The following is a 25,015-nucleotide window of genomic DNA, read 5'->3' as shown; positions in this document are numbered from 1 at the left end:
GTTGGACCAGATTTGGTCATCCACCACACCTGATGGCTTTTGAGTTGCTAGGATCAAGTGGACACCGAGGGAACGTCCGACACGCGCGATAGATACCAACTCCTTGATAAAGTCGGGCTGGTTGACCTTGAGCTCTGCGAACTCATCTGAGATAAGGAAGAGATGAGGGAGCGGTTCTGTCGCTTCTCCGTTTTTAAACTTCTTCTGGTATTGATTGATATGGTTGACTTCGAACTCTCCAAAGAGTCGTTCACGACGATGGATCTCCGCATTGATCGAAGCCAAGGCCCGCATAGATTGGGCACCATCCAAGTTGGTAATCGTCCCCAAGAGATGGGGAAGGTTTTTAAAGAGATTGGCCATCCCACCACCCTTATAGTCAATCAGCAAGAAAGCCACATCATGAGGGTGGAAGTTAACAGCGAGGGATAAGATATAGGATTGGATGGTTTCTGACTTCCCTGAACCAGTCGTCCCTGCGATCAAACCATGTGGTCCATGGGCTTTTTCATGCAGATTGAGCTGAACAAGGTCATCCTGACCACGCAGACCAATCGGCACAGCCAAACTCTTGTAAGGTGCGTTCTTTTTCCAACGGCTCGATACCTGCAAATCCTCAAAGGTTTCCGCCCCATACATTTCCATAAAGGTCACAGAATCTGGGATCGAACTCTTCAGGTTTTGGAGGTGATTGAGCGGTGCCAAGGTACGGGCGATCCGCTCCTTATCATAATCTGCTGGGAAATGGTCCAAACGGAAGTCCGTCTCTTTCAAAACTCCTTCTTCCATGACCAGTTGGCCCGTATTGCGGTCCTTAATATTGATCACTGTTTGGATGTTCTCAGACAAGGAACTCATGACATCCTCTACAAAGATGAGAGAACAGCCTAATTCCGTTGGATCTTCGGTAAAGAACTCCATGATGATATGATCCAAAATCAGCTTCTCATCGGTCACTAAAACCACGTAATGAGGATGGAAGAGGGTGCTCTCCTTGTGGGATGCTTCTTCCTTTTGACTACGACGTAGTTTCAAGATCTGGTTCAAACTATTGAGAACTTGGTCCCGTGTTCGTTGATTGTAGACAAAACCGCGGACATTGAGTTCTTGCAGTTTGGCATGAGGAAGCCAACGCATCCAAGACCATTGCTCTTTTTCCTCTTCAGGTAAGATCGTAATAAACTGCACATCATGATAAGAATGGAAAGTCGCTAGCTGCATCACCAAAAGCTGCAGTTGCTCTAGGACGAGATTTCTAGGTCCAATATAACCCACCGGTCCATGGCTGAGGTTTGCCGGGATTGGCATATCTGGGATTTTTTTGTGACGACTATAGAGAGCGTAACCCTCTTCTTCTAGAGCATCCTTCTTACCGCTACGCTCCTGTTGACCGTATTTCAAGTCATAGCTAGTCGGCATTTTCCCGAGTCCCAAACGATAGTATAAAAAGTCAAAATGCAAGGGAGTCTTTTCATAAATCCGGTGATTGTAACTCTCAACCAAGTCCGTCAATTCTAAAATCGTTGGAAAATGATAGTGCATCCCTTCTTTTTGTTCTCGCTCCAGACGAGTCAATTCCTTGACCTTATCTTTCAGGTAAAGGCGATAGAGATCGACCCGTTCCTTCTTATCAGCCTTGTACTTTTTACGATTTTTGATAAAACCACGGATAGAAAAAATCATTGTGGTTATGGACATCCCTACTGTCGCAAGAATATAGATCCCTCGAGGTTGAATCAAGGTGATCAAGACAGTTACCCCGACCATCATTAAAGGAGGAACGATCAGCTTTAACAGTTCATCGCTCGGCTTAACCGGCTCCTGGCCTGGGGGATTGATCAAGATTTTATCTTCGCTACCACGATAGATGATCCGTGGAGAACGATGATAATCTGGATAATCTTCATAAAAACCATATCGAGATGGTTCTCTCAGAGTCAGTTGTGGCCCAACTTGGGCAGGACCCTGAACCCATACTTCATCAGGATAGAACTTGATCGTCACCGCCCCTAGACTCAACTCATCTCCAAAACCAATCAATTGCTGGTCCATTTGTTCCAGATGATTGTTTCGATAAAATGCGCCTTTTAGTCGAGTTAGCTTCCATTGATTTTGGGATTTTTGGAGTAAGAGTTCAACATCTCCATCTAGTGTGATCAATGCACCTTTTTGAGAGCCAATCTGAAACTCTGATAAATCCAAAAGGTCATAAACCCTTGGCTCCCCTTCTCGGAGATAAAAGACGACCTCACCCAAACGCAGACCATCTTTCAAGAGTCCCACTTCATCGTCGTACTGATAAAAGACCTCGTCACCATCGACCTTGAGCTGAATCGGTCTTTCCTGTTGAGAAAGGTAGACTTGGGCCTTTTCAGTCGCCCCGACCAAGACCGTCTTATCTGCACTCAGTTCTACTTCATAACGCAGACTTTGGCTGTAGAAAATGATTTGTTTTTTCATAATTTCTCTCCTTGGTCTACTTTAATTGCTAGAGGAGCTACTTGGAACAGGTTTCTTCTCAGATGACGGTTTGGTTTCAGAAGCCTTGTCTTGAGGGTTAGGAGTTGTAGAAGCATTGGAGCTTGATTCACTCGTTAGTAGCTCACTTCGACTATCCCAGTATTTCTTATACTCGCTTTCCAAAGTATTCAACTTACTTTCACGGTCTTTCCCTGACAAGTTGCCATCTTCTCGAACCTGCTTGATTTCCTGAGTCAAAGCATAGAGAATCAAGTCACTGTCGTTAATCCGTTTGGCAATATCAAGAGCCTCTTCAAAGCGATTGCGCCCAACCTGGATCCAGTAAGTCAAATAAAGCTCATCTGACTTGAGTGTTACGTTGTTCAAGATGACTTTCTTTTGTTCAGAAGAAAATTCCAACCCCTGAATATAAGAGTAAGCCAACTCATACTTTTGCGTATTCGGCAAGCTAGCTGGATCAATTCTCTCTAATTCTGTAATAACACCACTATAATCAACTTTAATAAAGGCAGTATCTGCCTGCAACATCTTTTCTTTGAAAGGATTTTGCACAAAAATCAGATAGATCAGTGGAACGATCAACAAGACAACGCTGGCTGTTAACCAAATCGTTGCCAGTTTAAAGACACGATGGCGTCTACTTGGAACCAAGACCAAATCTGCCCGTTCTTTCGCAGCCTTCTCCGTGTAGTACTTCTCCAAAACAGCTACTGCAGCCTCTATATCATCTGCCTGACATAGGTCATTTAAGAAGTCGGGCAAGGTCTCTAATTCCAAGGAACCATTATAAAGATCCATGAAATCCAAATCGCTAAATAGTGTTACTGTAAAACATTTAGCCTGGCGTAAAAAATCTTCTGAGGATATGGATTGAGGAACCATCAGACCAGGAATTCCACGATAAGCAATCTTAGCCTGAGCATCCTTGGTAATAAAGAGATTTACTGGGTGCAAAAGGAAAGTCACAGGTAACTCCAAGGCGCCCTCTAGACGAAAAACGTTTAGGGCCAAACGGATTCTTTCCGAAATGGTACGTTCCTTTATTTCCTCATAAGTCAGTCCATGAGCTTCGACTTGATAGGAGAAGGTGACACTATCCTCATCAGACACCATCGATTGCTCCAAAAAGAATGGATGATGCAAATCCAATAGTAAGAGTTCCCGTAAATCTTGACTCGCAACATCTGAACGTTTGAGTTTTAATTCCCAGTTTGTTTCATTTTTTTCATAGACAAACGACTGTCCACCAAATTCAAATTTTTCTTCAGCCACCTATATCTCCTCAATTTCTACTAAATCTCCTGTCGTCATAGGATAATCAGACAGATGTTTCCCTTCATCAATCAACAAACCTTTATTGACAATTCTTAATTGATATTTTTTTCGCTTGATACCTGGATTAAAAATCGTATCCACTTCTCGCACCAGCCGGCGCACTTCAATTCGCCGTGGAATGCGAATATCCACATCTCTTTCTCTCAAACGTAGGGTAATATTGATATGTTGCTCCACCTTTTTTCACGCCTCCTATGTTTGGTTTATCCTTTTCTAAGTTATTTAGACAGACTAGTTGTAAAATTAGTCCATCCCTTCTACCATCACACGATAACTCATTACTGCCGTTGCTCCAAAAAGCAAGAAAATCAACACCACATAGAATATCTCTGGAAGAAATTCATTCAGACCACCTTTTTCTACATGGCCTATATTTGTTTGAAATTTAATTGTTTTTTGAGCATTGGGCTGAAACAACTGTTCTTCAGAAGATTTTTTCACTGGTCTCTGTATAGCAGAAAACAGTTGGCCCCTTTCTGTGATCAACTGTTCCTCTTGATGCTGTTGCATGTCCTGCAACCTCTTTTGAGTCGCTTCATTAAAAAGCTCCTTGATTTGTTCAGACTGTAGACCAAATTTCAATCCCTCTTTCTTTTCAAGTCGGGAATCATCAATCTGCAGACTGTTATCCTTCAAATCATCTGCAGCAGCCCCAGAGACTGCTGCACATGTTACTAAGGTAAGAAGGAAAAGAATGATTTTCTTCATATTTCTAATTTCTATTCTTTCTCAGCTTGGCTTGCTTGAAACCACAAACTACTTTCCCTGATAAAAACATTTATAACAAGTAAAACAGCTATGACAACAATCGTTGCAACAAAAGCGATAATTGCTGCTGGATGTCCATCAAAGTATCCTGAGAGCAAACCTTCTAATATCGATAACGCATTGAGGTTTTTGATAAAGGCTGGGAAACCAGTTAAACTTGCTGTTGTCCCAATAGCATTTGATAGGTAGACAAAGCTAATCATCATAAAGAAGGAGAGTCCCATACCAATCACTCGGAAATGTTTAAGCAATAGATATTGTCCTTGAATCAGTACAAATGCGGCTAAAACAATTAATAGAACCCAAGATGGTTGATACTCACGACCAACCTGTAGCTGAACACTTGATACAACACCAACTACCAATCCGACAACGAGACTTAAAGCAGATAGGATGGTTACCGTCATCAAGTCTGTATCATGTAACTTATCAAGTTTGAACTTATCTTTGACTTTGCGAATAACGTTTTGAGTTGCAAACAGATAGGCTGTAAAGAGGCTAACAATCTCCAATAGTAAAATCCATGTAAATGGACGGTAAACATTGACAGTAGCTTTTACTGAAGTAGCATTTTGGGTAACAGGATTGGATAAGAAGTTCAACAATACTTCGTTTGGTACCCCATTTTGATAGGCATTATTCAGAACCTTCACAAAGGATTCTACAAAGTTTCCATTATTAGTCAATTCTTCGTTAAACTGCGTCATCAAGGAGTCAGCATCTTGTGACAACTTTTCAGTACTTGTTTGAGCGTTTGACAATTCACGATTGAAATTACCTAAAGTCTCATTCACAGACTCTGCAGCTTTGACATTACTTTGAGAAGATTCCTTCACACCCGTAGTTTCTGACAAGAGAGCTGCATAATCCGAATTTAGGGTGGCCAATTGTTTATCAGTCTCTTCAAAAGCAGAATTGCTCCCCCCTTGCTTCTCAACCAAATCCTTTAGCTTCCCTTCCAACTGCTCGTACAACTCTAACTGTTTCTTGATTTTTGTATCCAATTCTTGGTTGGTAGCCAAAACATCCTTCACATTTTTTTCTAGAACAGGCTTGAGAGTAGTCAGTTCTGACAAGGCTTTATCTACTTTCTCTTTAGCACCCTCTTTATCTGTATCGCTAGCAGGTGCAGTCAGGCTGTCTTCATACTTCTTCAGATTTGAATCAATCGCTTCAAACCAAATATCTGACAATGCTTTAGACACATTACTATTTTTTAACTCTTTGACAGTATTATATGCTTGTGTGAGTGCTTGTACCTTTTGGTAGTCAGAAGCTATTTTCTGAACCTTTTGTCCATAAGACACTGCTGCTTGCTGAACACGTAACACATCTACTGGAGCACTAGCTGCTTGGACATCATTCAAGGAAATATCAACAGTCTTTGGCTCCGCTTTTGGAGTTGGACTTGGAGCCCCAGTTGAACTTGTAGTTGGAGTCGGAGCTGCCTCTGCAACACTATAGGCTACTTTGAAAGTTCCACCCGTCTTCAAATCAATTTCTTGACCAAACTCAACTGGTGTGCCATCATAAGTGACCGAATGAACCGTCACTCCTGTTCCAGCCTTCCATGATACCTTAGCCTTTGTTCCTGTTCGTCCAACAGCACTCGTACTCGAGATTGCCAGATCTTCCAAATTCTTCAAATCAGTCGAATTGATTTCGTCACTAGGCTCTTTGATTGTTTTTAATTCAGTATAGTTTACAGAAGGAATTGTGATTGGTGTCATACCAAAACCACTAAATTCTTTTCCACTAAAGTCTTCTTTGGGTAGTTCTGAGATTGCAGAAGCCAGCTGCGTTTTTAGAGATTCCTCAACCTTCTCTAGGTCCTTATTTGCAGCTTTATCCAAAAATTGACCGAGAGTGATATTATTCTTCTCACTTGTCTCATAATAAGCAGCTAATTTTTCATCGACAAAGTTACGAATATCCTTTTTATGATTCTCAAACTTGGTTCTTTCATCTGTTAGATTGGTCTCTAAAGTAGCAATCTCTTTGCTGATATTATCTGCTACTTTTTTATAGTGAGCCTCAACTTCTGGTGACGTTCCATCAGTGGATGCTGGTGTTCCATCTATATTAGAAGTCAGAATACGTTGAGCTTTAATTAATTCCTTATAAGTTTCAATTTGTCCCTTAACGTCTTCCCAACTCTGAGAAATGAGCCCAGTGATAACATCCGCATGATTTTTCTTCTCAGTGACCCTATCCTGAAGCAGAGTGTCAAGCTTTTTACCATAGGCAATCTGTGAAACGTCATAACGACCAAAAATCTGAGAATAACTATCCAAACCTGTCTTTAAAGCACTGTTGGCGTCAACAGAGGAACTAGACATACTATAGAGAGTTGGGAAAAGATTTTTAGAGTTGATAGCTGTATTATATAAATTCGTACGATAGTTTCCGATATTGGTCGCTTGTATCTGTGAGCTAGCTTGGACATTCTTTTGTGCTGTATAAAGGTTGTTCAAAATACTAGCCATATACATATCGACTAACTGACCATTCAAATCAGCAACAATATCTTTCGCTAGTTTATTTGCATCATTTTCTACTTGCAAATTTCCTTGCGCATTCACCTTATAATTGATGGTTGTCTTGTCAACATTGATGCTGTTAATATCGAGTATTTTTTCAGAAAAGTCACTAGGAATTGTTAAAACGAGTTGGTATTTCCCACTTTCTAACCCAGAATCAGCTGCTCCACGAGGGACAACAGACCAGTTTTGTGAATTATCACGCTCGATATTTTTTACATAACTAGCACCTAGATTGTATTCTTTTGTATCTACGTAGACAGGCTTATCTTCATTTACGATAGCTACATTTAATTTTGTCTGCTGATTAGCCTTTGCATTATTTTCATTGCTAATCGTTGTATTTTTTTGAACAGATAGATTCAAAAAAATAATCAATGCAAGCAATCCTAATGCCAGCAGACTACTTCCTATATATTTAAAAATTCTATTCTTCTTCATATTACTTTAAATCTTCTCCGTCATAAAAAATAGGAAGGCTCTCGCCCTCCTAAAGCCACTTATATAACAAATTAAATTTGTGATGCAAGATCTTGGTCGTTTTGTTCAACAATTTCAGCAACCTTGTTCAATTGAGCATTGATTTCATCAAGCAAAGTTGCAAACTCCTCAATTTTTGGAGACAATTCTGTGAATTGGCGATCAAAGCTCTCAAAAGCAGCACCTTTCCAGTTGTCTCGGATAGTATTTTGCTCTTGAGTTAATGTACGAAGTACTTGTCTTACTTCCTCAGAACCTTGAGTGTACTTTTGAGCAGAGGTGCGCAATTCTTCTGTTGTTAATTGAATTAAAGCCATGTGAAACTCCTTTATATTAATTTATGCCCTCATTATATCAATAATTTGCCTCAATTGCAAGTTTAAAATTCATTTTTTATTCTATTTATAAAAAATAAGAGCTGTTTCCATCTAAAAACTAGTAAGAAGGATTAAATTATCTACTTTTCTTGTATAATTACTTCTTTTTTTTATTTATAATAACAAAGTATAACAAACTCATATCATCCTTCTTTTATAAGGTATATTTGTTAAACGTTCTTTTCTTCTAACTTTCTATGAAAGTTTTTATTCTCTTGATGGCGAGCTTCCAACACATTCTCTATGCGACTCTTGTAAAGTTGATGATAGTTATCTAAATTGTTCTCTATCTCAAAGATATATGGTTGAATTTCAGCAAAACTACTGTCTCTGCATGCATAGGAAAGCGCCTCTAGGAGATTATCCGTCTCCCTACTAAACTTGTGGAAATCATCATCCAAATCCATCTCCAAACGCTCTAAGTTTCGTATTTTACGATTATGCTCATCCTCTAGTTTCTGAAGTTGCTTTTTATCCATCACAAGTTTTCTCCTAGTTCTTGATCGGACTTTGTAAAGCAGGGGTTTGCATGGTCTGGGTCAAGTAAGTTTCGGCAGCATCAGCGGCCTTGCCCTCAAATCCACCCTTAATATTGTTTACATAAGTCTTAGAAGCGTACTCTTGCATATCTGAAGCTGCTTCTTGCAACTTTTTAGCTAACTCCACTCCTTTAGCAAGGATTGACAGTTCTTTTGCAGTTACTAAGGCCCTGACTGCTTGGCGTTCTTGTTCCTTCATTCTTTCTTTGAAGCCTCTGTCGAGTTGCTCTCTTGTAATTAAAGTATCCTCATCCGTTAAGACTAACATTTTTTTCCCTCCATGTTTGTTTTACATCCGCCAATAGATTGTTAAAATCTTCAGCACTATTTGTATCTATGGTTTCAAAGGAACCACTAGCTTTAACCAAGCTCTCCCCTAGTTGCTCGATTTGTGTCAGGAAGGATGTTGCTGCTGTCTTCGTGTCACTTGCAACGCCTTCATCCCAAAAGCTTGTTGTGTCAAAACCAGAAAGTAGATTTGTAACTTCTGAACTTGACAAATATCCAACCATGTCAAAGGCTGTCTGTCTTGTTTCTTTTATCATGTTTTGAATATCTTCCTTAGCATCTGAAAGTAAGGTTTTCACAGATTTAACTTTGTCTTCCATGTCAAAATTTGCCAACTGGGCTGCTGTCTGAAGCAACTGAGCTCGAACCAAAATCCTCTTTTCTCCTGTAAGATTGCCATTTCTCAGTTGTTCCTGATAACGAGGAATAGCTTCTCTATCCCATTTTATCGATTCTTTACGAGCTTCTTCGACGATCTTGCTATATTCAGTTGTAAAATTCTCGTAAACTGAATAACCAATAGCTGCCTTTATTTTAAACTCACCTCTCATAATGGAATTTAAAACATTTGAGGCTACATTTTCATCGACTCCTAAAGCCCGGAGGGAATCCAAGGTTGTCGCTATCAGTCGAGCCAGCTTTTCACCTGCCCTGAGCAATTCTGGGTGAAAATCCTCTGAAGCAGTCAATAAATTTCCCTTCCCATCCGATTGGAAAACACCAAAGTCATGGGAACTTTCCGGATCAGTAATCTGGGTATAATGCAAGGGGACGAGGACATTGACTTTACCGACGGGTTTCTTAAGAGGTTCATCGGAGTCCCCCGGTAATTTGGTGATGGTATGCTCACGATTGAGCATCCCCACGACATCAAATGGATTGACATAGTACTCGATTTTTTCGCTGATCTTTTTGATTTTCTCATCACTGAGTCCCATTTTCTTTAAACTCTTTGTCGTGTCCGGGCCGTCAAAGAGGACCACTTTGCCGATTTTCTCCAGTTCTTCATCACTGAGGCCAGCTACCCCTTGCGCAGAGACAATGGTTCCTAAGGAGTGACCTGTGATGTCCATCGTAGCTTGCGGAGCTTTTTCAGTCATCTCTGCAATCTTCGTTTTCATTCCTACTGTCGCTAACTTGGCTTGCGGCGTATGGATATGATTGAGAGCGAACTTAGCATCGTTGTCAACCCAGTCGTTCCAATTTTCTTTACTGATGGCATCACTTCCGCGGATAGCCATATAGGTTTTCTTGGTATCATTAGTCAAGGTTGGCGTATCCGTTAAGTAGTAGGCACTGAAACCAGCTTCATCATCAGTTAACAATCCTTTTTGATAACGTTTGTGATGAACATCCTGCCTCATCCCATTCGCATCAGGAACTGGTATCGATGTGACTTTATAAGTATCTCGCAACTCAGGATCTGGTTGCAAGTAGACTCTACCATTATGAGGAAGGTTCTTACCTCCGGGTGTGATTTCACCGTCAAAAACTATATCTTCAGAAAAGTTAAAATCTTGAAAAGTTTTTGAATTATTTAAAGGCGGAAAATTATTAGGGCGATTAGCATATGCCGACTGCGCCAAATCTGCATAAAAATTATCAAAATTTTTTAAATTGCTATTACTCATATATAAACCATCCACCATCTCGTAAAATTCTTATGGGTTGCATTTCAGAAATCCTCTCAAGGTTAGGCAAGGAGTACCTGTTATTATCCAAAGGAAATCCAAGAGTAAAACTGCTTTCCTTTATATTGTTTATACGCCCTTTAAATGTTAGCATATAACCGCCTCCTTGAGGAGTTCCATTTCCTATCTGACCAACTTCCATACTATCCCAATCAAACTGGACACTTTCGACTTTAGGATTTCTAGACTTTATGAAGTTCGCCATCTCCTCTTCATGCTCCTTCAGATATGCCAACTGCTTGGCTCGCGGACTAAGAAATACTCCTCCAAATAGATTTGTTTCCTGTGCCATCCATGCGCCTCCTCCAAATACTACAAGGGCTAAAACTAGACAAAGTAAAGTACGCTTTTTCATCTCTTTCCTCCTATGTCGCGGAATCTAAGTTTATTATATCATGAATGTAAAAAAATACTTTTGGCAAGTATTGTAAGTCAATAGGGAATGAGTGATGATAAATTTGAGTAAAAATTATCAAAGTTTTTTAAATTACTGTTAGTCAAAAATCCTTCCTCCCATTCGTAAATAATTGGCTAAAGCCATTGAATTAGGAATAATTTTGTCATTCTCAATATCAAAAGTAACATTCCAAGAGGAGGACTCAATATGATTAAAACCACCATATACATTTACAATTTCTCCGCCTCCTTGAGGGGTCCCATTCCCAACTTTTTCCCATTTAGTTTCATCCCAAGCAATCTGAACAGATTCAATCTTTGAATTTTTAGACTTTACAAATTTTACAATTTCTTCTTCATGCTCCTTCAGATAAGCTAACTGCTTAGCTCGTGGGCTTAGAAATAAATTTGTTTCTTGTGCTAGCCATGCTCCGCCTCCAAATACTACAAGGGCCAAAACTAGACAAAGCAAGGTACGTTTTTTCATAATGATGCTCCTTCAGATATATCATCTCCCTCTTACAATCCAAAACTCCTTAATTAAAAACAAATTACGGATCTATTGTTGCTTTAGAAATAGAAGATTGTCATTAAAACTAGTATAGCATAAAAGCCTCAAACAGCCTATTTCACCAATCCCTCATCTTGAAGATTTGTTAATAATTTGACCAGAAGAATTTGAGTTGAATGCAAAGAAACAATAGTGTGAATTTTGCTAAAAATAATCAAAAAAACACCCCATGGTGTGAACCATGAAGTGCTTCGAAACGTTGATATAATCGTATTGATTAACGTTTTGAGAATTGTGATGCTTTACGAGCTTTCTTAAGACCTGGCTTCTTACGCTCAACTTTACGTGAGTCACGTGTAAGAAGTCCTGCGCGTTTCAATGAATCGCGGAAGTCTGGGTCTACTTGAAGAAGGGCACGAGCGATACCGTGACGGATAGCTCCTGCTTGACCAGCATATCCACCACCAACAACGTTAACGAAAACGTCGTATGAACCTACAGTTGAAGTAACCGCGAATGGTTGGTTGATAACAAGACGAAGGTCAGCGTGTGGGATGTACTCTTCAACATCTTTTTTGTTAACAGTGATTTTACCAGTTCCTGGAACAAGGCGAACGCGTGCAACAGCGTTTTTACGACGTCCAGTACCTGCATATTGTGCTTGTGACATACTTTATTGTTCCTTTCCTTAGATAAGTCCTGAAATATCAAGAACTTCTGGTTGTTGTGCAGCGTGAGTGTGCTCAGCTCCAACGAATACTTTCAATTTCATACCTTGAGCGCGGCCAAGAGTATTGTGTGGAAGCATACCTTTAACTGATTTTTCGATCAAACGTACTGCATTTTTAGAACGTAGTTCACCAGCAGAGATTTGTTTCAATCCACCTGGGTGGTTTGAGTGAGTGTAGTAGATCTTATCAGTTGCTTTTTTACCAGTCAATTTAACTTTTTCAGCATTGATAACGATTACGAAGTCACCTGTATCAGTGTGTGGTGTGAATGTTGGTTTGTTTTTTCCGCGAAGTACGCTAGCAACAACTGCTGAAAGGCGTCCAAGAGGTACATCAGTTGCGTCAACAACGTACCATTTGCGTTCTACTTGGCCTGGTTTAGCCATGAATGTAGTTTTGTTCATGATTTCTCCTATATGAATATCGTTTTTGTTTACAGGGCGGATGTTCCGGTCCGCGGGGTATTTGAAAGGTTCCGGGGCCTTACAAATGGGGTAAACAATACCGTCTACTATCATACCAAATTTCACTACTAAAAGTCAATAGATATGAAAAATATTTTTGCCGATTTCAGTGTTTAACATCTAGAAAAACCTCGCTTTTGCGAGGCTCTCCTATTTATAAGCTAAGGCACGTTTAAAGGTTTTCCAGATTCCCAAATCATCCGTTTGAAGGACTAGGCTAGCATACATGCGTCCGATAAAGGCAGTTGCAGTGACTGCAAAAACAACCGTTATAGCAAGGGAAATCCAAGCTTCTAGACCACTTGCATACCCATTTATAGCTCTAAACGGCATAAAGAAGGTCGAGATGAAAGGAATATAGGAACCAATTTTCAGAACTAAATTGTCCCCAGCAGCACCTAGAGAAGTCACTCCGACAAATCCTGCTATAATCAAGATCATCAATGGCGACAAGGCCTTTCCTGAATCCTCAGGGCGAGAAACCATAGATCCTAGGAAGGCTGCTAAAACAACGTACATAAAGAGGCTAACCAAGACAAACAATAAGGTATTGAGCGAGAAGGCCTCTCCTAGATGATTTAAAATTCCAGATTGTGCCAAGATAGGGATGTCTTTAAAGAGCAGAATGGCAGCCAAACCACCCACGACGTAAATGCCAATATGAGTCAAAATCACAAGAAGCAGAGCCAGCATGCGAGCGTAGAAATAATGACTTGCTCGGATACTAGAGAAGACCACTTCCATGATTTTGGTTCCTTTCTCGCTAGCCACTTCCTGAGCAGTGACACTAGCATAGGTAATCAAAATCATATAAAGGAAGAAGCCAAGCCCTGCGGCTGCAATGGTTTGAACAATTTTTTTGTTTTCCTTAGATTCATCAATCTTCTCAGTAAAATCAACAGTTTGACTCAGACGTTTTTCCTGTTCTTGAGACAAATTAGCCGCCGAGCGATTGAGTTGGTATTGAAGCTCATTGAGTTTATTGGTTACTGCTAGCTTGATGCCTGTTTCAAGAGAAGTTTCACCGTGATAGACGGCCTTGAGGACGCTGTCCTCTTGGTCAATGGTTAGATAACCCTTGATTTTCTCATCCTTGATAGCAGCTTGAGCACTGGCTTCATCCTTATAATCAAAGTTGATACCATTGGTACCCTTGAGCCCTTCTTCCACAGATGGCACAGTTGTTACTACTGCTATCTTGCTATTCTTGGCCATAGAAGACCCTTGGAGATAGCCGATTCCTACAGATAAGGCTAAAAAGAGGAACGGCGAAATCACCATAAAGAAGAAACTCCACGACTTGACATGTCGAAGATAGGTTTCCTTCATTACAACCCACATATTTCTCATACTTCCACCCCTGATTCTAGTTTAAAGATTTCATCGATTGTTGGAGCCTGTTGGTCAAAGGTCGCAATATATTGACCTTGAGTGAGGATGGGGAAGAGTTCCCTTCCAGCACTTTCATCATCTAGGATCAATTTCCAACTACCTTGCTTGGTCAAGCTCACCTGTTTGACGTGAGGAAGTTTTTCCAGTTCTTCCTTGCTTCGTTCACTTGAAACAAAGAGACGTGTTTTCCCGTATTGATTGCGAACATCCTGAACTGGTCCATGCAAGACCACACGCCCATCACGAATCATGAGAATATCATCGCAAAGTTCCTCAACGTTGGTCATGACATGGTCAGAAAAGATAATGGTTGCACCACGCTCTTTTTCTTTTAAGATGACCTGCTTGAGCAACTCAGTATTGACTGGATCCAGTCCACTAAAAGGCTCATCCAAGATAATCAAGTCAGGCTCATGGATCAGTGTGATAATCAGCTGAATTTTCTGTTGATTCCCTTTGGAGAGGCTCTTGATTTTATCAGTCAATTTGCCCTTCACTTCCAATTTTTCCATCCATTGAGGGAGTTTTTCCTTGACTTCCTTAGCATCCATGCCTTTTAGAGTCGCCAAGTAGCGAACTTGCTCAAGGACTGTCAGCTTGGGCATAAGGCTGCGTTCCTCAGGCAGATAACCAATCCGAGCATAGGTTTCCTGACGAATCTCCTGTCCATCCAGACTGATCTCTCCTTGATACTCTAAAAATTTCAACATACTGTGGAAAATCGTTGTTTTCCCAGCACCATTCTTCCCGACCAAGCCCAGAATCCTTCCTGGACTTGCCTGAAAATCGACACCAAACAAGACTTGCTTGGGACCGAAACTTTTCTCTAGATTTCTTACTTCTAACATTTTCCACCTCCGAGATATGTTGCACTTATTATACTCCTTTTTGATAGCCTTTACAACGATTTATGTCCATTTTATCGGATTATAAGTAGCAAAAGTATCCTATCTCTAATAAATTTAAGTGCTTCAGCGATAGCTTTAGTATAACTCATTAAAGACTTTCTGAGATGGCTTCCTCCTCAACTATCGCTTTTCTCTTCTGAACTGTCCTTTTGAAACTAAAAATCCACCCCGAGGGATGGATTTTAGACTATTAACGCACTTCTGCATTCACTTTTTCTTCGAGTGATGCTTGGATTTTTTCCATATAGCGTGCGACTTCTTCGTCTGTTAAGCTATCTTCTGGATTTTGGAAGGTCAAGCTATAGGCCATTGACTTCATGCCAACTCCCAGTTTTTCGCCTGAGAAGACGTCAAAGAGTTTGATATCTGTCAAACGTTTCACGCCTGCAGCTTGGATAGCGTCTACAACTTCTTGATGAGTGACTTCTGCCTTGAGGAGTAGAGCCATGTCACGACTGACTGCTGGGAATTTAGTGATTTCTACAAATGGAGCAGCTGGTTGAAGGGCAGCTTCGATGCCTGAAAGGTTGAGCTCAGCTACATACGTTTCTGGAATATCGTAGGCCTTGGCAGTGACTGGATGCACTTGGCTAAGGAAACCAAGAACTTGGTCGCCGAGTGAAATCACGGCTGTACGTCCTGGATGGAGACTTGCAATCTCAGCTGTTGCTGTATAAGTCACTTCTAGTCCCAAGCGAGTAAAGAGCGCTTCAAGGATTCCCTTAGCATAGAAGAAATCAACTGGAACTGCTGCTGTTTGGAAGTCTTTTTCTGCAACCAAGCCTGTCAAAGCAAGGGCAAAGCTGTTGATTTCGTTTGGTAGGTCTTCTTTCGGATTGCCTGTTTGTTCAAAGACTTTTCCAATCTCATAAAGAGCCAAGTTTTTGTTCTTACGAGCCACGTTGTAGGCCACTGTATCAAGAATACCTGAGACCATATTTTGACGGAGAACGGAACGGTCCACTGTCATTGGCCACATGAGTTCTGTAAGGTTACTTGGTTGAGCTGTAAACTCAACTGCTTTTTCAGGAGTTGTCAGAGCGTAGGTGATAATTTCTGTCAAACCTGCTCCTTCAGCGATGGTACGAACTTGGCGACGCAATTTTTGTGTCGCAGTCAATTCACCAGCTGTACCGTCATCTTTTGGAAGACTAGTTGGCAAGCGATCATAACCATAGATACGGGCGATTTCTTCAAAGAGGTCAGCTTCGATAGTGATATCCCAACGACGACGGGGTACGCTGACTGTAAAGCTTTCTGCATTGCCAGAAAGGCCAAAGCCAAGACGACGGAAGACATCTTCCACATCAGCATAGGAAAGCTCCGTACCAAGGACGCGGTTAACGTCTGCAAGGGTTGAAGAAACTTCCACATCTGAAGTGTCAAGCTCCCCCGCTGAAACGATGCCCTTACGCACCGTCGCACCTGCAAGATCAGCAATCATGCTCGCTGCAGCATCAAGGGCTTCATTAACAGTTGCCACATTGATGCCTTTTTCAAAGCGAGAAGACGACTCAGAACGAAGGTTGAGGTGTCCGCTAGTCTTGCGGATCGATTTGCCATTGAAAACAGCTGCTTCAAGGACAACACGACTAGAATTTTCAGAGATTTCTGTTGCTTGACCACCCATGACACCTGCAAGGGCTACTGGCTTGTCTGCGACAGTGATGACTAAGTCATTTGCTTCCAAGTCACGCTCTTCACCGTCCAAGGTCACCAATTTTTCACCAGCACGCGCTTCACGCACACGGATGTCGGTCCCTTCAAAAGTATCCAAGTCAAAGGCATGCATCGGTTGACCAAAGTAAAGCAGGATGTAGTTGGTTACGTCTACGACATTGTTAATTGGACGGATACCTTCGTTCATAAGGAGGTTTTGCAACCATTGTGGACTTGGTGCGATGGTCACATTATCCAAGATACGGGCCGCATAGTAAGGCGCCTTGTCTGTCTCAATGCCTACAGAAAGGGCGTCTGCTGCAGCTTCATTTGTTTCTGTTAAACTGAATTCTTTAAAGTTGACTGCATTGTCATAGATGGCTGCCACTTCATGAGCCACCCCACGCATAGATAGAGCGTCTGCACGGTTTGGTGTGATAGAAAGTTCGATGATTTCATCATCTAAGTCTAGATATGAGAAGACTTCCTCACCTGGTACTGCATCTTGAGGCAAGATTTGAATACCATCTGCGAATTCCTTCGGTACGACCGAGTCAGAAATTCCCAGTTCACCAAGTGAACAGATCATTCCAAGTGACTCCAAACCACGGATTTTCCCTTTTTTGATTTTGTAATTGTCCGCGATACGAGCTCCTGGAAGAGCTACCATGACCTTGATTCCAGCACGTACATTCGGTGCACCACAAACGATCTGACGGGCTTCTTCTTCGCCAACGTTAACCTGACAGACATGCAAGTGTGTTTCTGGCACATCTTCGCAAGACAAGACCTCACCGACGACAATTTTTGAGAGACCGGCAGCCGGTGATTCGACACCTTCGACCTCAATCCCTGTAGTTGACATTTTCTCAGCCAACTCTTGTGATGGCACATCAATGTCCACCAATTCTTTTAACCATTTATAAGATACAAGCATAATTCTGATTGTAAGATCTCACCGAATAAGACCTTTTCAATTCCTTTCTTTTTCTTCGAGTCAGTCCTCACCATTCTCATCAAGAGAAAATAACTAGGACTGTATAGGACTGTGTTTTAGGTTTCAATCTTATTTAAACTGTTCTGAGAAGCGGACATCTCCTTGATAGAATCCGCGGATATCGTTGATTCCGTAACGGAGCATAGCGACACGCTCTTGTCCAAGACCAAAGGCAAAGCCAGAGTAAACAGTCGCATCGATTCCACTCATTTCAAGGACACGTGGGTGAACCATACCGGCACCCATAATCTCAATCCAACCTGTTTTCTTACATACGTTACAGCCTTCTCCACCACACTTGAAGCAAGAAACATCCACTTCAACAGATGGCTCTGTGAATGGGAAATACGATGGACGCAAACGAATTTGGCGCTCTTCACCAAACATTTTTTGCACAATCAACTGAAGGGTTCCTTGAAGATCTGCCATAGAGATGTTTTTCCCAACAACCAAGCCTTCGATTTGGTGGAATTGGTGACTGTGGGTCGCATCGTCCGTGTCACGACGGAACACACGCCCTGGTGAGATCATTTTCAAAGGACCTTTTGAAAAATCATGAGCATCCATCGCACGCGCCTGAACTGGAGACGTGTGAGTACGAAGCAAGATTTCTTCTGTGATGTAGAAAGTATCCTGCATATCGCGAGCTGGGTGATCTTTTGGAAGGTTCATACGCTCGAAGTTGTAGTAGTCTTGCTCCACTTCAAAACCATCCACGACTTGGTAACCCATCCCAATGAAAATATCTTCGATTTCTTCACTGGTTTGTGTCAAAACGTGACGGTGACCAGTCGCAACTGGGCGACCTGGAAGTGTCACATCGATGCTCTCACTTGCTAGTTGAGCTTCTACTTTCTTTTCTTCCAAGAGCTTAGCTGTTTCTTCAAAAGCAGCTGTCAAGACATCACGCGCTTCATTGACGTGTTTCCCGATGATTGGACGCATATCAGCAGAGACATCTTTCATCCCTTTGAGGATTTCAGTAAGCGACCCTTTTTTACCAAGGACAGAGACACGCAAGTCCTGCATCTCTTTTTCATTTTCAGCAGTAATCTGCTTCAAGCTAGCCAGCGTTTCTTCGCGAAGCGCTTTTAATTGTTCTTCAATAGTTGACATAATTCCTCCATCAGTCCCTCGTAGATAAAAAGAAAACCACATGCCAAAAACTCCACTCGGAGCGTTGACACGCGGTACCATCCGTTTTCATCTGACAAGTCAGACCTTCATTTCTAAATCCATGCGCAAGTGAATTCACCCAGCTTTCATATAGAGAACTTGCAGTCACGGCTCTCCTCCCTGATATACTTCCCTTGAGTTACTAGTCTTGCGGATTCCTATTCAATTACTACTTAGTTTATCAGATTTTTAGTTAAAAAACAAGTTAGATTAGACTAATTTCAATATAAAAAGGAACAAGACACAATGCATTACCTATTTGTAGGATCTGTTTCACCTGCTTTCCTTTTCAATAAAAGAGTTGCTGCTTGATTAAAACCATCACACCAGTTATACCATTTTGCTTCATACTCATCTTGAGATACGATATGATTTTTTAAATCCAGAACAGAGTAAATCTTTCTTTCCTCACAAGCTTGCGCATAGAGATAATACAGTTCATCGCCACCATCTCTATCCCACTTAGCAGAAATCGTATCCCTACCTGCCAATAAAGCCTGATAAGCCCTGTGATGCCCGTCTGTAATCAACAAGCAGTCTCCGAATGCAAGAACACTGATTGGAGCAACATTGATTATTTCTACCGACTGATAAAGCATCTGGATATCTTGTAACTTCTTTTCTGATAAGTATAGTTGAGTCGGATGGAGATCTGTTATATTGACTTTCATTTCTTTTTCCTCAAAGGAATTTGATGCTCACTTCTGCTTGCCTTTAAATCGCCATTGGAAGCGAAGCTTGTCATAGAAAGGAAATTCGATAAACAAGACCCCCAAACCCACACAGAAACTGGCAAGAACATCTGATGGGTAGTGAACTCCCAGATAGACCCGAGATAGCAACACACTGACTAGGTAGAAGCCAAGGACGATTTGCACAATTTTTTTCCAAACCGGATCTTTAATCCGTTGACTGAGAATGACAATCAAAGTCCCTACCATCAGAGTCACTGCCAGAGAATGGCCACTTGGAAAAGAAAATCCCCTCTCCTCTACCAAGTGTAAAATAGCTGGCCGTGGGCGCTGGTAGATATTTTTAAAGGTCACGATTAAAAGACCGGCTAAGGCTAGATTACCCGCCATGAAGTAGCTTTCTATCTTCCACTGCTTACGATAAAAGATAAAGGCTGCAATGGCAACCCAGGTAATGATTACTGGGATATCAATCAAATGCGTAAGGGCTCGGAACAGAACTGTCAAATAATCTGGCAAGTCCCCACGAAGAACAGTCTGAAGCGGTTGATCAAAACCGACCAGCGTTTCGGGGTAAAACTTGACCATATAGCCAAGAAGGACGAAAAGTAAAAGGGCAAAACTGCCCTTCATTAAAAATGTTTGTTTATCTCTCATAATATTTTAAGGTTGGTTTCAAGAGGACGTATAACAACCAGAATGAAACGGAAAAGATTACACCCTCAATCAAGTTGAAAGGTAATACCATGGTCATCAAGTAGTTAGAAAGTCCTATAATTTCTCTAATATCAAAGTTGGCAAACTGCGCGTATAAAGGAACCGCATAGACATAGTTGAGAACCAACATGGCAGAAGTCAATCCAATAGTTCCCGCTAGAGATGCCAGTAGAAAACGAAGAGTGCTACGTTCCTTTTTCCAAATCAAACCAAAAGCGATAACAAAAACTCCCAAGGCTACGATATTCATTGGCAACCCAATGTAAGTGTTCACTCCTTGGCTATTCAGAAGCAACTTCAAGAGTGATCGTAGCAAGAGAATCCCGAGAGCAGCAGGCAAATCCATCACTACCAAGCCCACAAGGACTGGCAAGATACTAAACTCGATCTTGAGGAAGGTCGCCGCTGGCAAGAGCGGAAAGTCAAAGTACATCAGCACAAATGAAATGGCTGATAAAATCGCAATGGTCGAAATTCGACGTGTGTTTGTCATAACAGGTTCCTCCAATTTTCTATAAAATCAGAAGAAGTTGGAAAGGATCCCTCTATCTATTCTCACTTTTTATATCCCAAAAGTTCCCTCTCACTCTTTTGAGCAAGCGGTTGCAATTCATCTATAAACTCATTAGAACAGACAAAGCCATTCTTTCGTCTTCTCCCATCCAGACTATACTGTCGGTTGTGGAATCGCACCACATCAGCTTGCGCTCGCGGACTTCTTTAACTAAGATATTTTGGATTAATCTAGGCGTCGCAGTCGAAGATAATACTTAAGTATATCGAGACAAGACAACGAAGAGAAAGCCAAAATAGCTAGTTAAAGTCACCGCCGGTCGGGAATCTCACCCAGCCCTGAAGACCTTTTAATCATAACAAAAAACGCTTGCAAGTGCAAGCATTTTGATTATTTCAATTTATCTGCTTCATAGGTGTGAACAAGCTCAAGACCTGCAAAATTCTGCTGACGGAGCGCTTCATAGACAATCATGCATACGGTATTGGAAACATTGAGGCTGCGAACATGCTCATCGTTCATAGGAATACGGAGAGCTTTCTCAGGATGTTCTCGCATAAAGTCCTCAGGCAAGCCCTTGTCTTCACGTCCAAAGAGAAAATAATGATCCCAACCACTTGCCAAATCTGCTTCAGAATAGACCTTTTCCGCAAATTTTGAAATCAGATAGAGTTTACCCTTCATCTGAGACATGAAATCTTCCAAACTGTCATAAAAATAAATCTCAAGCTTATCCCAGTAGTCCAAACCAGCCCGCTTCATCTTCCGATCATCAATCGGAAATCCCATCGGTTTGATGATGTGGAGGGGAGAATTGGTCGCAGCGCAAGTACGCGCAATGTTACCTGTATTTTGTGGAATCTGAGGTTCAAATAATACAATGTGATTTGTCATTACGGGTTTCCTTTTATCATTGCAAAAAAATAGCCACACTGCCCGGAGTCAAGCTCAGCAAACAGCGTGGTTAAGGCATCGTTAACTTACCTCACAACAGGTTTGAAGTAAATCAGCGAAACTACTTTCTTAGTATAACACTTTCAGAATCATTGTCAATAGAAATGACTTGATTTTTTTACTTTTTTTGATGATATTTTCATGTTTGGTCATTCCCTTTCTGAAAAGGTATAGTAAAAGAGCCAAATCACTTCAAATCGGAGACATCGTTATAGAAATTAAGCAAATGTATCTTCAAAACGTGAAAAAGGCCTTTCTTCCCTTAAAAATCGCCTTAGCAAGTGCATTTTTTGCTAAAAAAGGGTATGATAGTTACATCATGAAAAAGTAGGTTTTTTATATGAAAATTGTCCTCGTTGGTGGAGGGAAAGTTGGTTTCGCCCTCTGTCGTTCACTGGTTGCAGAAAACCATGACGTTGTCCTCATCGAACAAGATGAGGCTGTCCTCAATCACATTGTCAGTCGCTATGATATCATAGGTCTCCTTGGAAATGGTGCTGACTTTGCCATCTTGGAGCAAGCCGGTGTTCAAGAGTGCGATATCTTTATCGCCCTAACCGAACACGATGAAGTGAATATGATTTCAGCGGTACTTGCTAAAAAAATGGGGGCTAAAGAAACCATCGTTCGGGTGCGAAATCCTGAATACTCTAATGCCTATTTTAAAGAGAAAAATATTCTTGGATTTTCACTTATCGTTAATCCAGAACTCCTAGCAGCGCGTGCGATCTCAAATATCATTGATTTCCCTAATGCCCTCTCTGTCGAACGATTTGCTGGAGGTCGGGTCAGTCTCATGGAGTTTGTTGTCAAGGATTCTAGCGGTCTTTGTCAAATGCCAATCTCAGACTTCCGTAAAAAGTTTGGCAATATCATTGTCTGTGCTATGGAGAGAGATCATCAACTGATGATTCCAAGTGGTGATGTTACTATCCAAGACAAGGATAGGATTTTTGTTACGGGAAATCGTGTAGATATGATGCTTTTCCATAACTATTTTAAATCTCGCGCAGTTAAAAGCTTACTTATCGTTGGAGCTGGAAAGATTGCTTATTATCTACTAGGGATTTTAAAAGACAGTCGCATTGATACCAAGGTCATCGAGATCAATCCTGAAAGAGCTCGTTTCTTCAGTGAAAAGTTCCCCAATCTCTATATTGTCCAAGGAGATGGAACTGCAAAAGACATTTTGCTGGAAGAAAGTGCTCCCCACTATGACGCAGTCGCAACCTTGACTGGAGTTGATGAGGAAAATATCATCACTTCTATGTTTCTTGACCGTGTTGGCGTCCATAAGAATATCACCAAGGTCAACCGAACAAGCCTTCTAGAGATTATCCACGCACCTGATTTTTCAAGTATCATCACACCAAAAAGCATCGCAGTAGATACCATTATGCACTTTATCCGTGGTCGAGTAAACGCTCAGTACTCAGACCTTCAAGCCATGCACCATCTAGCAAACGGTCAAATTGAAACTCTCCAATTCCAAATCAAGGAAGCTAATAAAATGACTGCCAAACCTCTATCACAGTTGAAATTGAAAAAAGAGGTTCTCATCGCAGCCATTATCCGAAAAGGAAAAACAATCTTCCCTACTGGAGAGGATATACTTGAGGTGGGAGACAAGTTACTCGTGACGACCTTATTGCCAAACATCACCAAAATCTATGATTTGATTGAGAGGTAAAAAATGAATAAAAGTATGATTCGTTACCTCCTCTCAAAACTTCTCTTGATTGAGGCTGTTCTTCTCCTAGTCCCTGTTAGTGTAGCGATCTATTACCAAGAATCCAATCAAGTATTTATCGCTCTCTTTTCTACGATTGGCATTTTAGTCCTTCTCGGTGGTCTAGGCGTTTTACGGAAACCGAAAAATCAACGGATTTATGCCAAGGAAGGGGTCTTAATTGTTGCCCTCTGTTGGATTTTATGGTCTTTCTTTGGCGGCCTCCCCTTTGTCTTTTCAGGACAAATCCCCAGCGTCATCGATGCCTTCTTTGAAATCAGTTCTGGATTTACGACTACAGGAGCAACTATTCTGAACGATGTTTCCGTTCTCACTCGTTCCCTCCTCTTCTGGCGAAGTTTCACCCACTTGATCGGAGGGATGGGGGTACTCGTCTTTGCACTTGCCATTATGGACAATGCCAAGAATAGCCACTTGGAGGTGATGAAGGCTGAGGTCCCTGGACCTGTCTTTGGCAAGGTCGTATCCAAGCTAAAAAACACTGCCCAGATTCTCTATCTGCTTTATCTGGCTCTCTTCTCCCTTTTTGTGGTTATCTACTATCTAGCAGGCATGCCTCTCTATGATAGTTTTGTCATCGCTATGGGAACGGCAGGAACTGGGGGCTTTACCGTCTATAACGACGGAATTGCCCACTATGGTAGCTCGCTCATCACCTATCTAGTTAGTATCGGAGTTCTGGTTTTTGGAGTTAACTTCAATCTCTACTACTACCTCATGCTCCGTCGGGTTAAGGCTTTCTTGGGAGATGAAGAACTACGAGCATATATCATCATTGTCCTAGTTTCTACAGGCTTGATTACGCTTAATACACTCCACCTCTATCAAGGTGTCTCTAAGAGTGTTGAAATGGCCTTCTTCCAGGTTTCCAATATCATCACGACAACAGGTTTTGGTTACGGAGATATTACCAACTGGCCCCTCTTCTCCCAATTTATCCTCCTCTTCCTCATGGGAATCGGTGGATCAGCTGGCTCAACTGCAGGTGGTCTTAAGGTGATCAGAGGACTTATCCTCTCTAAAATCGCAAAAAATCAGATTTTGTCCACCTTATCCCCTCACCGTGTTTTGACTCTACACGTCAATAAAACTGTGATTGATAAGGATACCCAGCACAAGATTCTTAAATATTTTGCTATCTATATGATGATTATTCTCTCCCTCATCTTTATCGTCAGTCTTGATAGCAATGATTTTCTAGTCGTGACCAGTGCGGTCTTCAGCTGTTTTAACAATATCGGACCTATTCTAGGTACAACCTCGAGTTTTGCCATCTTTAGTCCCATCTCTAAAATCCTACTCTCCTTTGCAATGATTGCAGGTCGTTTAGAGATATACCCAATTTTGCTACTCTTTATGAAACGTACCTGGTCTAAACGTTAATGATAATACAATTCCCCTTTTACAAGCTAGTAGAAGGGGAATTTTTTCTATTAAAAATGAGAAGACCTTTCGGCCCTCTCCTAGTCTGTTTATTTTTTAAGAGCTTCTTTGTATCGAGCAACTTCTGCTTGATTGGCCCAAACATAGTGACCTGGACGAATTTCTACCATAGATGGCTTGTCTGTCTCATAGTCATGTTGGTCAGGATCGTAAACTTTCAAGACCTTCTTGCGTTCCAAGATTGGATCTGGAATCGGTACAGCAGATAGAAG

The 25,015-nt window shown here is 41.4% G+C and carries 23 protein-coding genes, 1 pseudogene and 1 riboswitch; of the genes and pseudogenes, 2 read left to right on the top strand and 22 right to left on the bottom strand.

All coding sequences use genetic code 11. From position 1 onward, the window contains the following. The 21 genes from essC to HMPREF3057_RS01475 all read right to left on the bottom strand — a co-directional run. Nucleotides 1-2,460 (bottom strand): type VII secretion protein EssC (gene essC, locus HMPREF3057_RS01575; RefSeq protein ID WP_070696081.1); only part of this gene is annotated, 2,460 nt, incomplete at its 3' end. Nucleotides 2,461-2,481: 21 nt separating this feature from the next. Continuing rightward, nucleotides 2,482-3,753 (bottom strand): type VII secretion protein EssB, encoded by a 1,272-nt coding sequence (gene essB / locus HMPREF3057_RS01570; RefSeq protein ID WP_049519732.1) that lies wholly within the window; start codon nucleotides 3,751-3,753, stop codon nucleotides 2,482-2,484. Next, nucleotides 3,754-3,993 carry an EsaB/YukD family protein gene (locus tag HMPREF3057_RS01565; protein ID WP_000434883.1) on the bottom strand — a complete coding sequence of 80 codons (240 nt, stop codon included), beginning with the start codon at nucleotides 3,991-3,993 and terminating at the stop codon, nucleotides 3,754-3,756. A 66-nt stretch (nucleotides 3,994-4,059) separates the two neighbouring features. Next, nucleotides 4,060-4,524, bottom strand: a complete 465-nt coding sequence (gene essA / locus HMPREF3057_RS01560) for a type VII secretion protein EssA (RefSeq protein WP_049519733.1) — start codon at nucleotides 4,522-4,524, stop codon at nucleotides 4,060-4,062. A gap of 11 nt (nucleotides 4,525-4,535) precedes the next feature. Beyond that, entirely contained in the window at nucleotides 4,536-7,565 is a 3,030-nt protein-coding gene (gene esaA / locus HMPREF3057_RS01555) for a type VII secretion protein EsaA (RefSeq protein WP_049519734.1), read from the bottom strand. A gap of 71 nt (nucleotides 7,566-7,636) precedes the next feature. After that, nucleotides 7,637-7,921, bottom strand: a complete 285-nt coding sequence (locus HMPREF3057_RS01550) for a WXG100 family type VII secretion target (protein ID WP_001173991.1) — start codon at nucleotides 7,919-7,921, stop codon at nucleotides 7,637-7,639. A 230-nt stretch (nucleotides 7,922-8,151) separates the two neighbouring features. Next, nucleotides 8,152-8,460: a hypothetical protein gene (locus tag HMPREF3057_RS01545; RefSeq protein WP_083312792.1), complete on the bottom strand. Its 309-nt coding sequence runs from the start codon at nucleotides 8,458-8,460 to the stop codon at nucleotides 8,152-8,154. Between the two features lie 13 nt (nucleotides 8,461-8,473). Beyond that, nucleotides 8,474-8,788: a hypothetical protein gene (locus HMPREF3057_RS01540; protein ID WP_042903175.1), complete on the bottom strand. Its 315-nt coding sequence runs from the start codon at nucleotides 8,786-8,788 to the stop codon at nucleotides 8,474-8,476. After that, on the bottom strand, nucleotides 8,769-10,439 hold the full coding sequence (locus HMPREF3057_RS01535) for a cutinase family protein (RefSeq protein ID WP_042903196.1): 1,671 nt from the start codon (nucleotides 10,437-10,439) through the stop codon (nucleotides 8,769-8,771). Before HMPREF3057_RS01535 ends, HMPREF3057_RS01540 begins: the two co-directional genes overlap by 20 nt. Beyond that, nucleotides 10,432-10,854 carry a hypothetical protein gene (locus HMPREF3057_RS01530; protein ID WP_049519735.1) on the bottom strand — a complete coding sequence of 141 codons (423 nt, stop codon included), beginning with the start codon at nucleotides 10,852-10,854 and terminating at the stop codon, nucleotides 10,432-10,434. Before HMPREF3057_RS01530 ends, HMPREF3057_RS01535 begins: the two co-directional genes overlap by 8 nt. A 138-nt stretch (nucleotides 10,855-10,992) precedes the next feature. After that, nucleotides 10,993-11,382 carry a hypothetical protein gene (locus HMPREF3057_RS01525; protein WP_042903168.1) on the bottom strand — a complete coding sequence of 130 codons (390 nt, stop codon included), beginning with the start codon at nucleotides 11,380-11,382 and terminating at the stop codon, nucleotides 10,993-10,995. Between the two features lie 301 nt (nucleotides 11,383-11,683). Beyond that, nucleotides 11,684-12,076, bottom strand: coding sequence for a 30S ribosomal protein S9 (gene rpsI, locus HMPREF3057_RS01520; protein ID WP_000075969.1), 393 nt, complete (start codon nucleotides 12,074-12,076; stop codon nucleotides 11,684-11,686). A gap of 18 nt (nucleotides 12,077-12,094) precedes the next feature. After that, nucleotides 12,095-12,541, bottom strand: coding sequence for a 50S ribosomal protein L13 (gene rplM / locus HMPREF3057_RS01515; RefSeq protein WP_001044624.1), 447 nt, complete (start codon nucleotides 12,539-12,541; stop codon nucleotides 12,095-12,097). A 210-nt stretch (nucleotides 12,542-12,751) separates the two neighbouring features. Continuing rightward, on the bottom strand, nucleotides 12,752-13,951 hold the full coding sequence (locus tag HMPREF3057_RS01510) for an ABC transporter permease (RefSeq protein ID WP_044020216.1): 1,200 nt from the start codon (nucleotides 13,949-13,951) through the stop codon (nucleotides 12,752-12,754). Further along, the gene (locus HMPREF3057_RS01505) at nucleotides 13,948-14,841 is read right to left on the bottom strand and encodes an ABC transporter ATP-binding protein (protein ID WP_049490243.1); all 894 of its coding nucleotides are present in this window, start codon (nucleotides 14,839-14,841) and stop codon (nucleotides 13,948-13,950) included. The genes HMPREF3057_RS01510 and HMPREF3057_RS01505 overlap by 4 nt, the downstream gene beginning before the upstream one ends. A gap of 250 nt (nucleotides 14,842-15,091) precedes the next feature. Next, nucleotides 15,092-17,497, bottom strand: coding sequence for a phenylalanine--tRNA ligase subunit beta (pheT, locus tag HMPREF3057_RS01500; RefSeq protein ID WP_070696077.1), 2,406 nt, complete (start codon nucleotides 17,495-17,497; stop codon nucleotides 15,092-15,094). A gap of 129 nt (nucleotides 17,498-17,626) precedes the next feature. Continuing rightward, on the bottom strand, nucleotides 17,627-18,673 hold the full coding sequence (pheS, locus tag HMPREF3057_RS01495; RefSeq protein WP_000103738.1) for a phenylalanine--tRNA ligase subunit alpha: 1,047 nt from the start codon (nucleotides 18,671-18,673) through the stop codon (nucleotides 17,627-17,629). Between the two features lie 311 nt (nucleotides 18,674-18,984). Then, complete coding sequence (locus tag HMPREF3057_RS01490) at nucleotides 18,985-19,404, bottom strand: hypothetical protein (protein WP_000867351.1); 420 nt, start codon at nucleotides 19,402-19,404, stop codon at nucleotides 18,985-18,987. A 27-nt stretch (nucleotides 19,405-19,431) separates the two neighbouring features. Continuing rightward, nucleotides 19,432-20,082 (bottom strand): phosphatase PAP2 family protein, encoded by a 651-nt coding sequence (locus tag HMPREF3057_RS01485; RefSeq protein ID WP_033587277.1) that lies wholly within the window; start codon nucleotides 20,080-20,082, stop codon nucleotides 19,432-19,434. Next, a complete protein-coding gene (locus tag HMPREF3057_RS01480; protein ID WP_000185812.1) occupies nucleotides 20,072-20,635 on the bottom strand; it encodes an ECF transporter S component in 564 nt (187 codons plus the stop codon). Before HMPREF3057_RS01480 ends, HMPREF3057_RS01485 begins: the two co-directional genes overlap by 11 nt. A 153-nt stretch (nucleotides 20,636-20,788) precedes the next feature. Continuing rightward, nucleotides 20,789-21,006: riboswitch (FMN riboswitch) on the bottom strand. 40 nt (nucleotides 21,007-21,046) lie between these two features. Continuing rightward, entirely contained in the window at nucleotides 21,047-21,550 is a 504-nt protein-coding gene (locus tag HMPREF3057_RS01475; protein WP_000181365.1) for a tRNA (cytidine(34)-2'-O)-methyltransferase, read from the bottom strand. A 400-nt stretch (nucleotides 21,551-21,950) separates the two neighbouring features. Here HMPREF3057_RS01475 and trkA point away from each other — a divergent pair, with 400 nt between their 5' ends. After that, on the top strand, nucleotides 21,951-23,300 hold the full coding sequence (gene trkA / locus HMPREF3057_RS01465; RefSeq protein WP_000706812.1) for a Trk system potassium transporter TrkA: 1,350 nt from the start codon (nucleotides 21,951-21,953) through the stop codon (nucleotides 23,298-23,300). A gap of 3 nt (nucleotides 23,301-23,303) precedes the next feature. Next, nucleotides 23,304-24,743 carry a TrkH family potassium uptake protein gene (locus HMPREF3057_RS01460; RefSeq protein WP_001043426.1) on the top strand — a complete coding sequence of 480 codons (1,440 nt, stop codon included), beginning with the start codon at nucleotides 23,304-23,306 and terminating at the stop codon, nucleotides 24,741-24,743. An 89-nt stretch (nucleotides 24,744-24,832) separates the two neighbouring features. On the opposite strand, the pseudogene HMPREF3057_RS10365 reads toward HMPREF3057_RS01460, so the two are convergent. Further along, nucleotides 24,833-25,015: pseudogene (locus tag HMPREF3057_RS10365) on the bottom strand (peptide ABC transporter ATP-binding protein); the annotation flags it as partial.

Source organism: Streptococcus sp. HMSC072D05, from assembly GCF_001815805.1.
Classification (GTDB): Bacteria; Bacillota; Bacilli; order Lactobacillales; family Streptococcaceae; genus Streptococcus.
Note: the sequence above shows the minus strand (reverse complement) of the source record. Positions and strands in the feature narration are given on the sequence as shown.

Excerpts from the sequence above, each read along its gene's own strand:
- HMPREF3057_RS01535 (WP_042903196.1), bottom strand. The coding sequence starts at position 10,439 with ATGAGTAATAGCAATTTAAAAAATTTTGATAATTTTTATGCAGATTTG.
- HMPREF3057_RS01540 (WP_042903175.1), bottom strand. The coding sequence starts at position 8,788 with ATGTTAGTCTTAACGGATGAGGATACTTTAATTACAAGAGAGCAACTC.
- HMPREF3057_RS01530 (WP_049519735.1), bottom strand. The coding sequence starts at position 10,854 with ATGAAAAAGCGTACTTTACTTTGTCTAGTTTTAGCCCTTGTAGTATTT.
- HMPREF3057_RS01475 (WP_000181365.1), bottom strand. The coding sequence starts at position 21,550 with ATGACAAATCACATTGTATTATTTGAACCTCAGATTCCACAAAATACA.
- HMPREF3057_RS01510 (WP_044020216.1), bottom strand. The coding sequence starts at position 13,951 with ATGAGAAATATGTGGGTTGTAATGAAGGAAACCTATCTTCGACATGTC.
- HMPREF3057_RS01460 (WP_001043426.1), top strand. The coding sequence starts at position 23,304 with ATGAATAAAAGTATGATTCGTTACCTCCTCTCAAAACTTCTCTTGATT.
- HMPREF3057_RS01525 (WP_042903168.1), bottom strand. The coding sequence starts at position 11,382 with ATGAAAAAACGTACCTTGCTTTGTCTAGTTTTGGCCCTTGTAGTATTT.
- HMPREF3057_RS01545 (WP_083312792.1), bottom strand. The coding sequence starts at position 8,460 with ATGGATAAAAAGCAACTTCAGAAACTAGAGGATGAGCATAATCGTAAA.
- pheS (WP_000103738.1), bottom strand. The coding sequence starts at position 18,673 with ATGTCAACTATTGAAGAACAATTAAAAGCGCTTCGCGAAGAAACGCTG.
- essA (WP_049519733.1), bottom strand. The coding sequence starts at position 4,524 with ATGAAGAAAATCATTCTTTTCCTTCTTACCTTAGTAACATGTGCAGCA.
- HMPREF3057_RS01490 (WP_000867351.1), bottom strand. The coding sequence starts at position 19,404 with ATGAAAGTCAATATAACAGATCTCCATCCGACTCAACTATACTTATCA.
- HMPREF3057_RS01485 (WP_033587277.1), bottom strand. The coding sequence starts at position 20,082 with ATGAGAGATAAACAAACATTTTTAATGAAGGGCAGTTTTGCCCTTTTA.
- rpsI (WP_000075969.1), bottom strand. The coding sequence starts at position 12,076 with ATGTCACAAGCACAATATGCAGGTACTGGACGTCGTAAAAACGCTGTT.
- trkA (WP_000706812.1), top strand. The coding sequence starts at position 21,951 with ATGAAAATTGTCCTCGTTGGTGGAGGGAAAGTTGGTTTCGCCCTCTGT.
- esaA (WP_049519734.1), bottom strand. The coding sequence starts at position 7,565 with ATGAAGAAGAATAGAATTTTTAAATATATAGGAAGTAGTCTGCTGGCA.
- HMPREF3057_RS01480 (WP_000185812.1), bottom strand. The coding sequence starts at position 20,635 with ATGACAAACACACGTCGAATTTCGACCATTGCGATTTTATCAGCCATT.
- HMPREF3057_RS01550 (WP_001173991.1), bottom strand. The coding sequence starts at position 7,921 with ATGGCTTTAATTCAATTAACAACAGAAGAATTGCGCACCTCTGCTCAA.
- pheT (WP_070696077.1), bottom strand. The coding sequence starts at position 17,497 with ATGCTTGTATCTTATAAATGGTTAAAAGAATTGGTGGACATTGATGTG.
- rplM (WP_001044624.1), bottom strand. The coding sequence starts at position 12,541 with ATGAACAAAACTACATTCATGGCTAAACCAGGCCAAGTAGAACGCAAA.
- HMPREF3057_RS01505 (WP_049490243.1), bottom strand. The coding sequence starts at position 14,841 with ATGTTAGAAGTAAGAAATCTAGAGAAAAGTTTCGGTCCCAAGCAAGTC.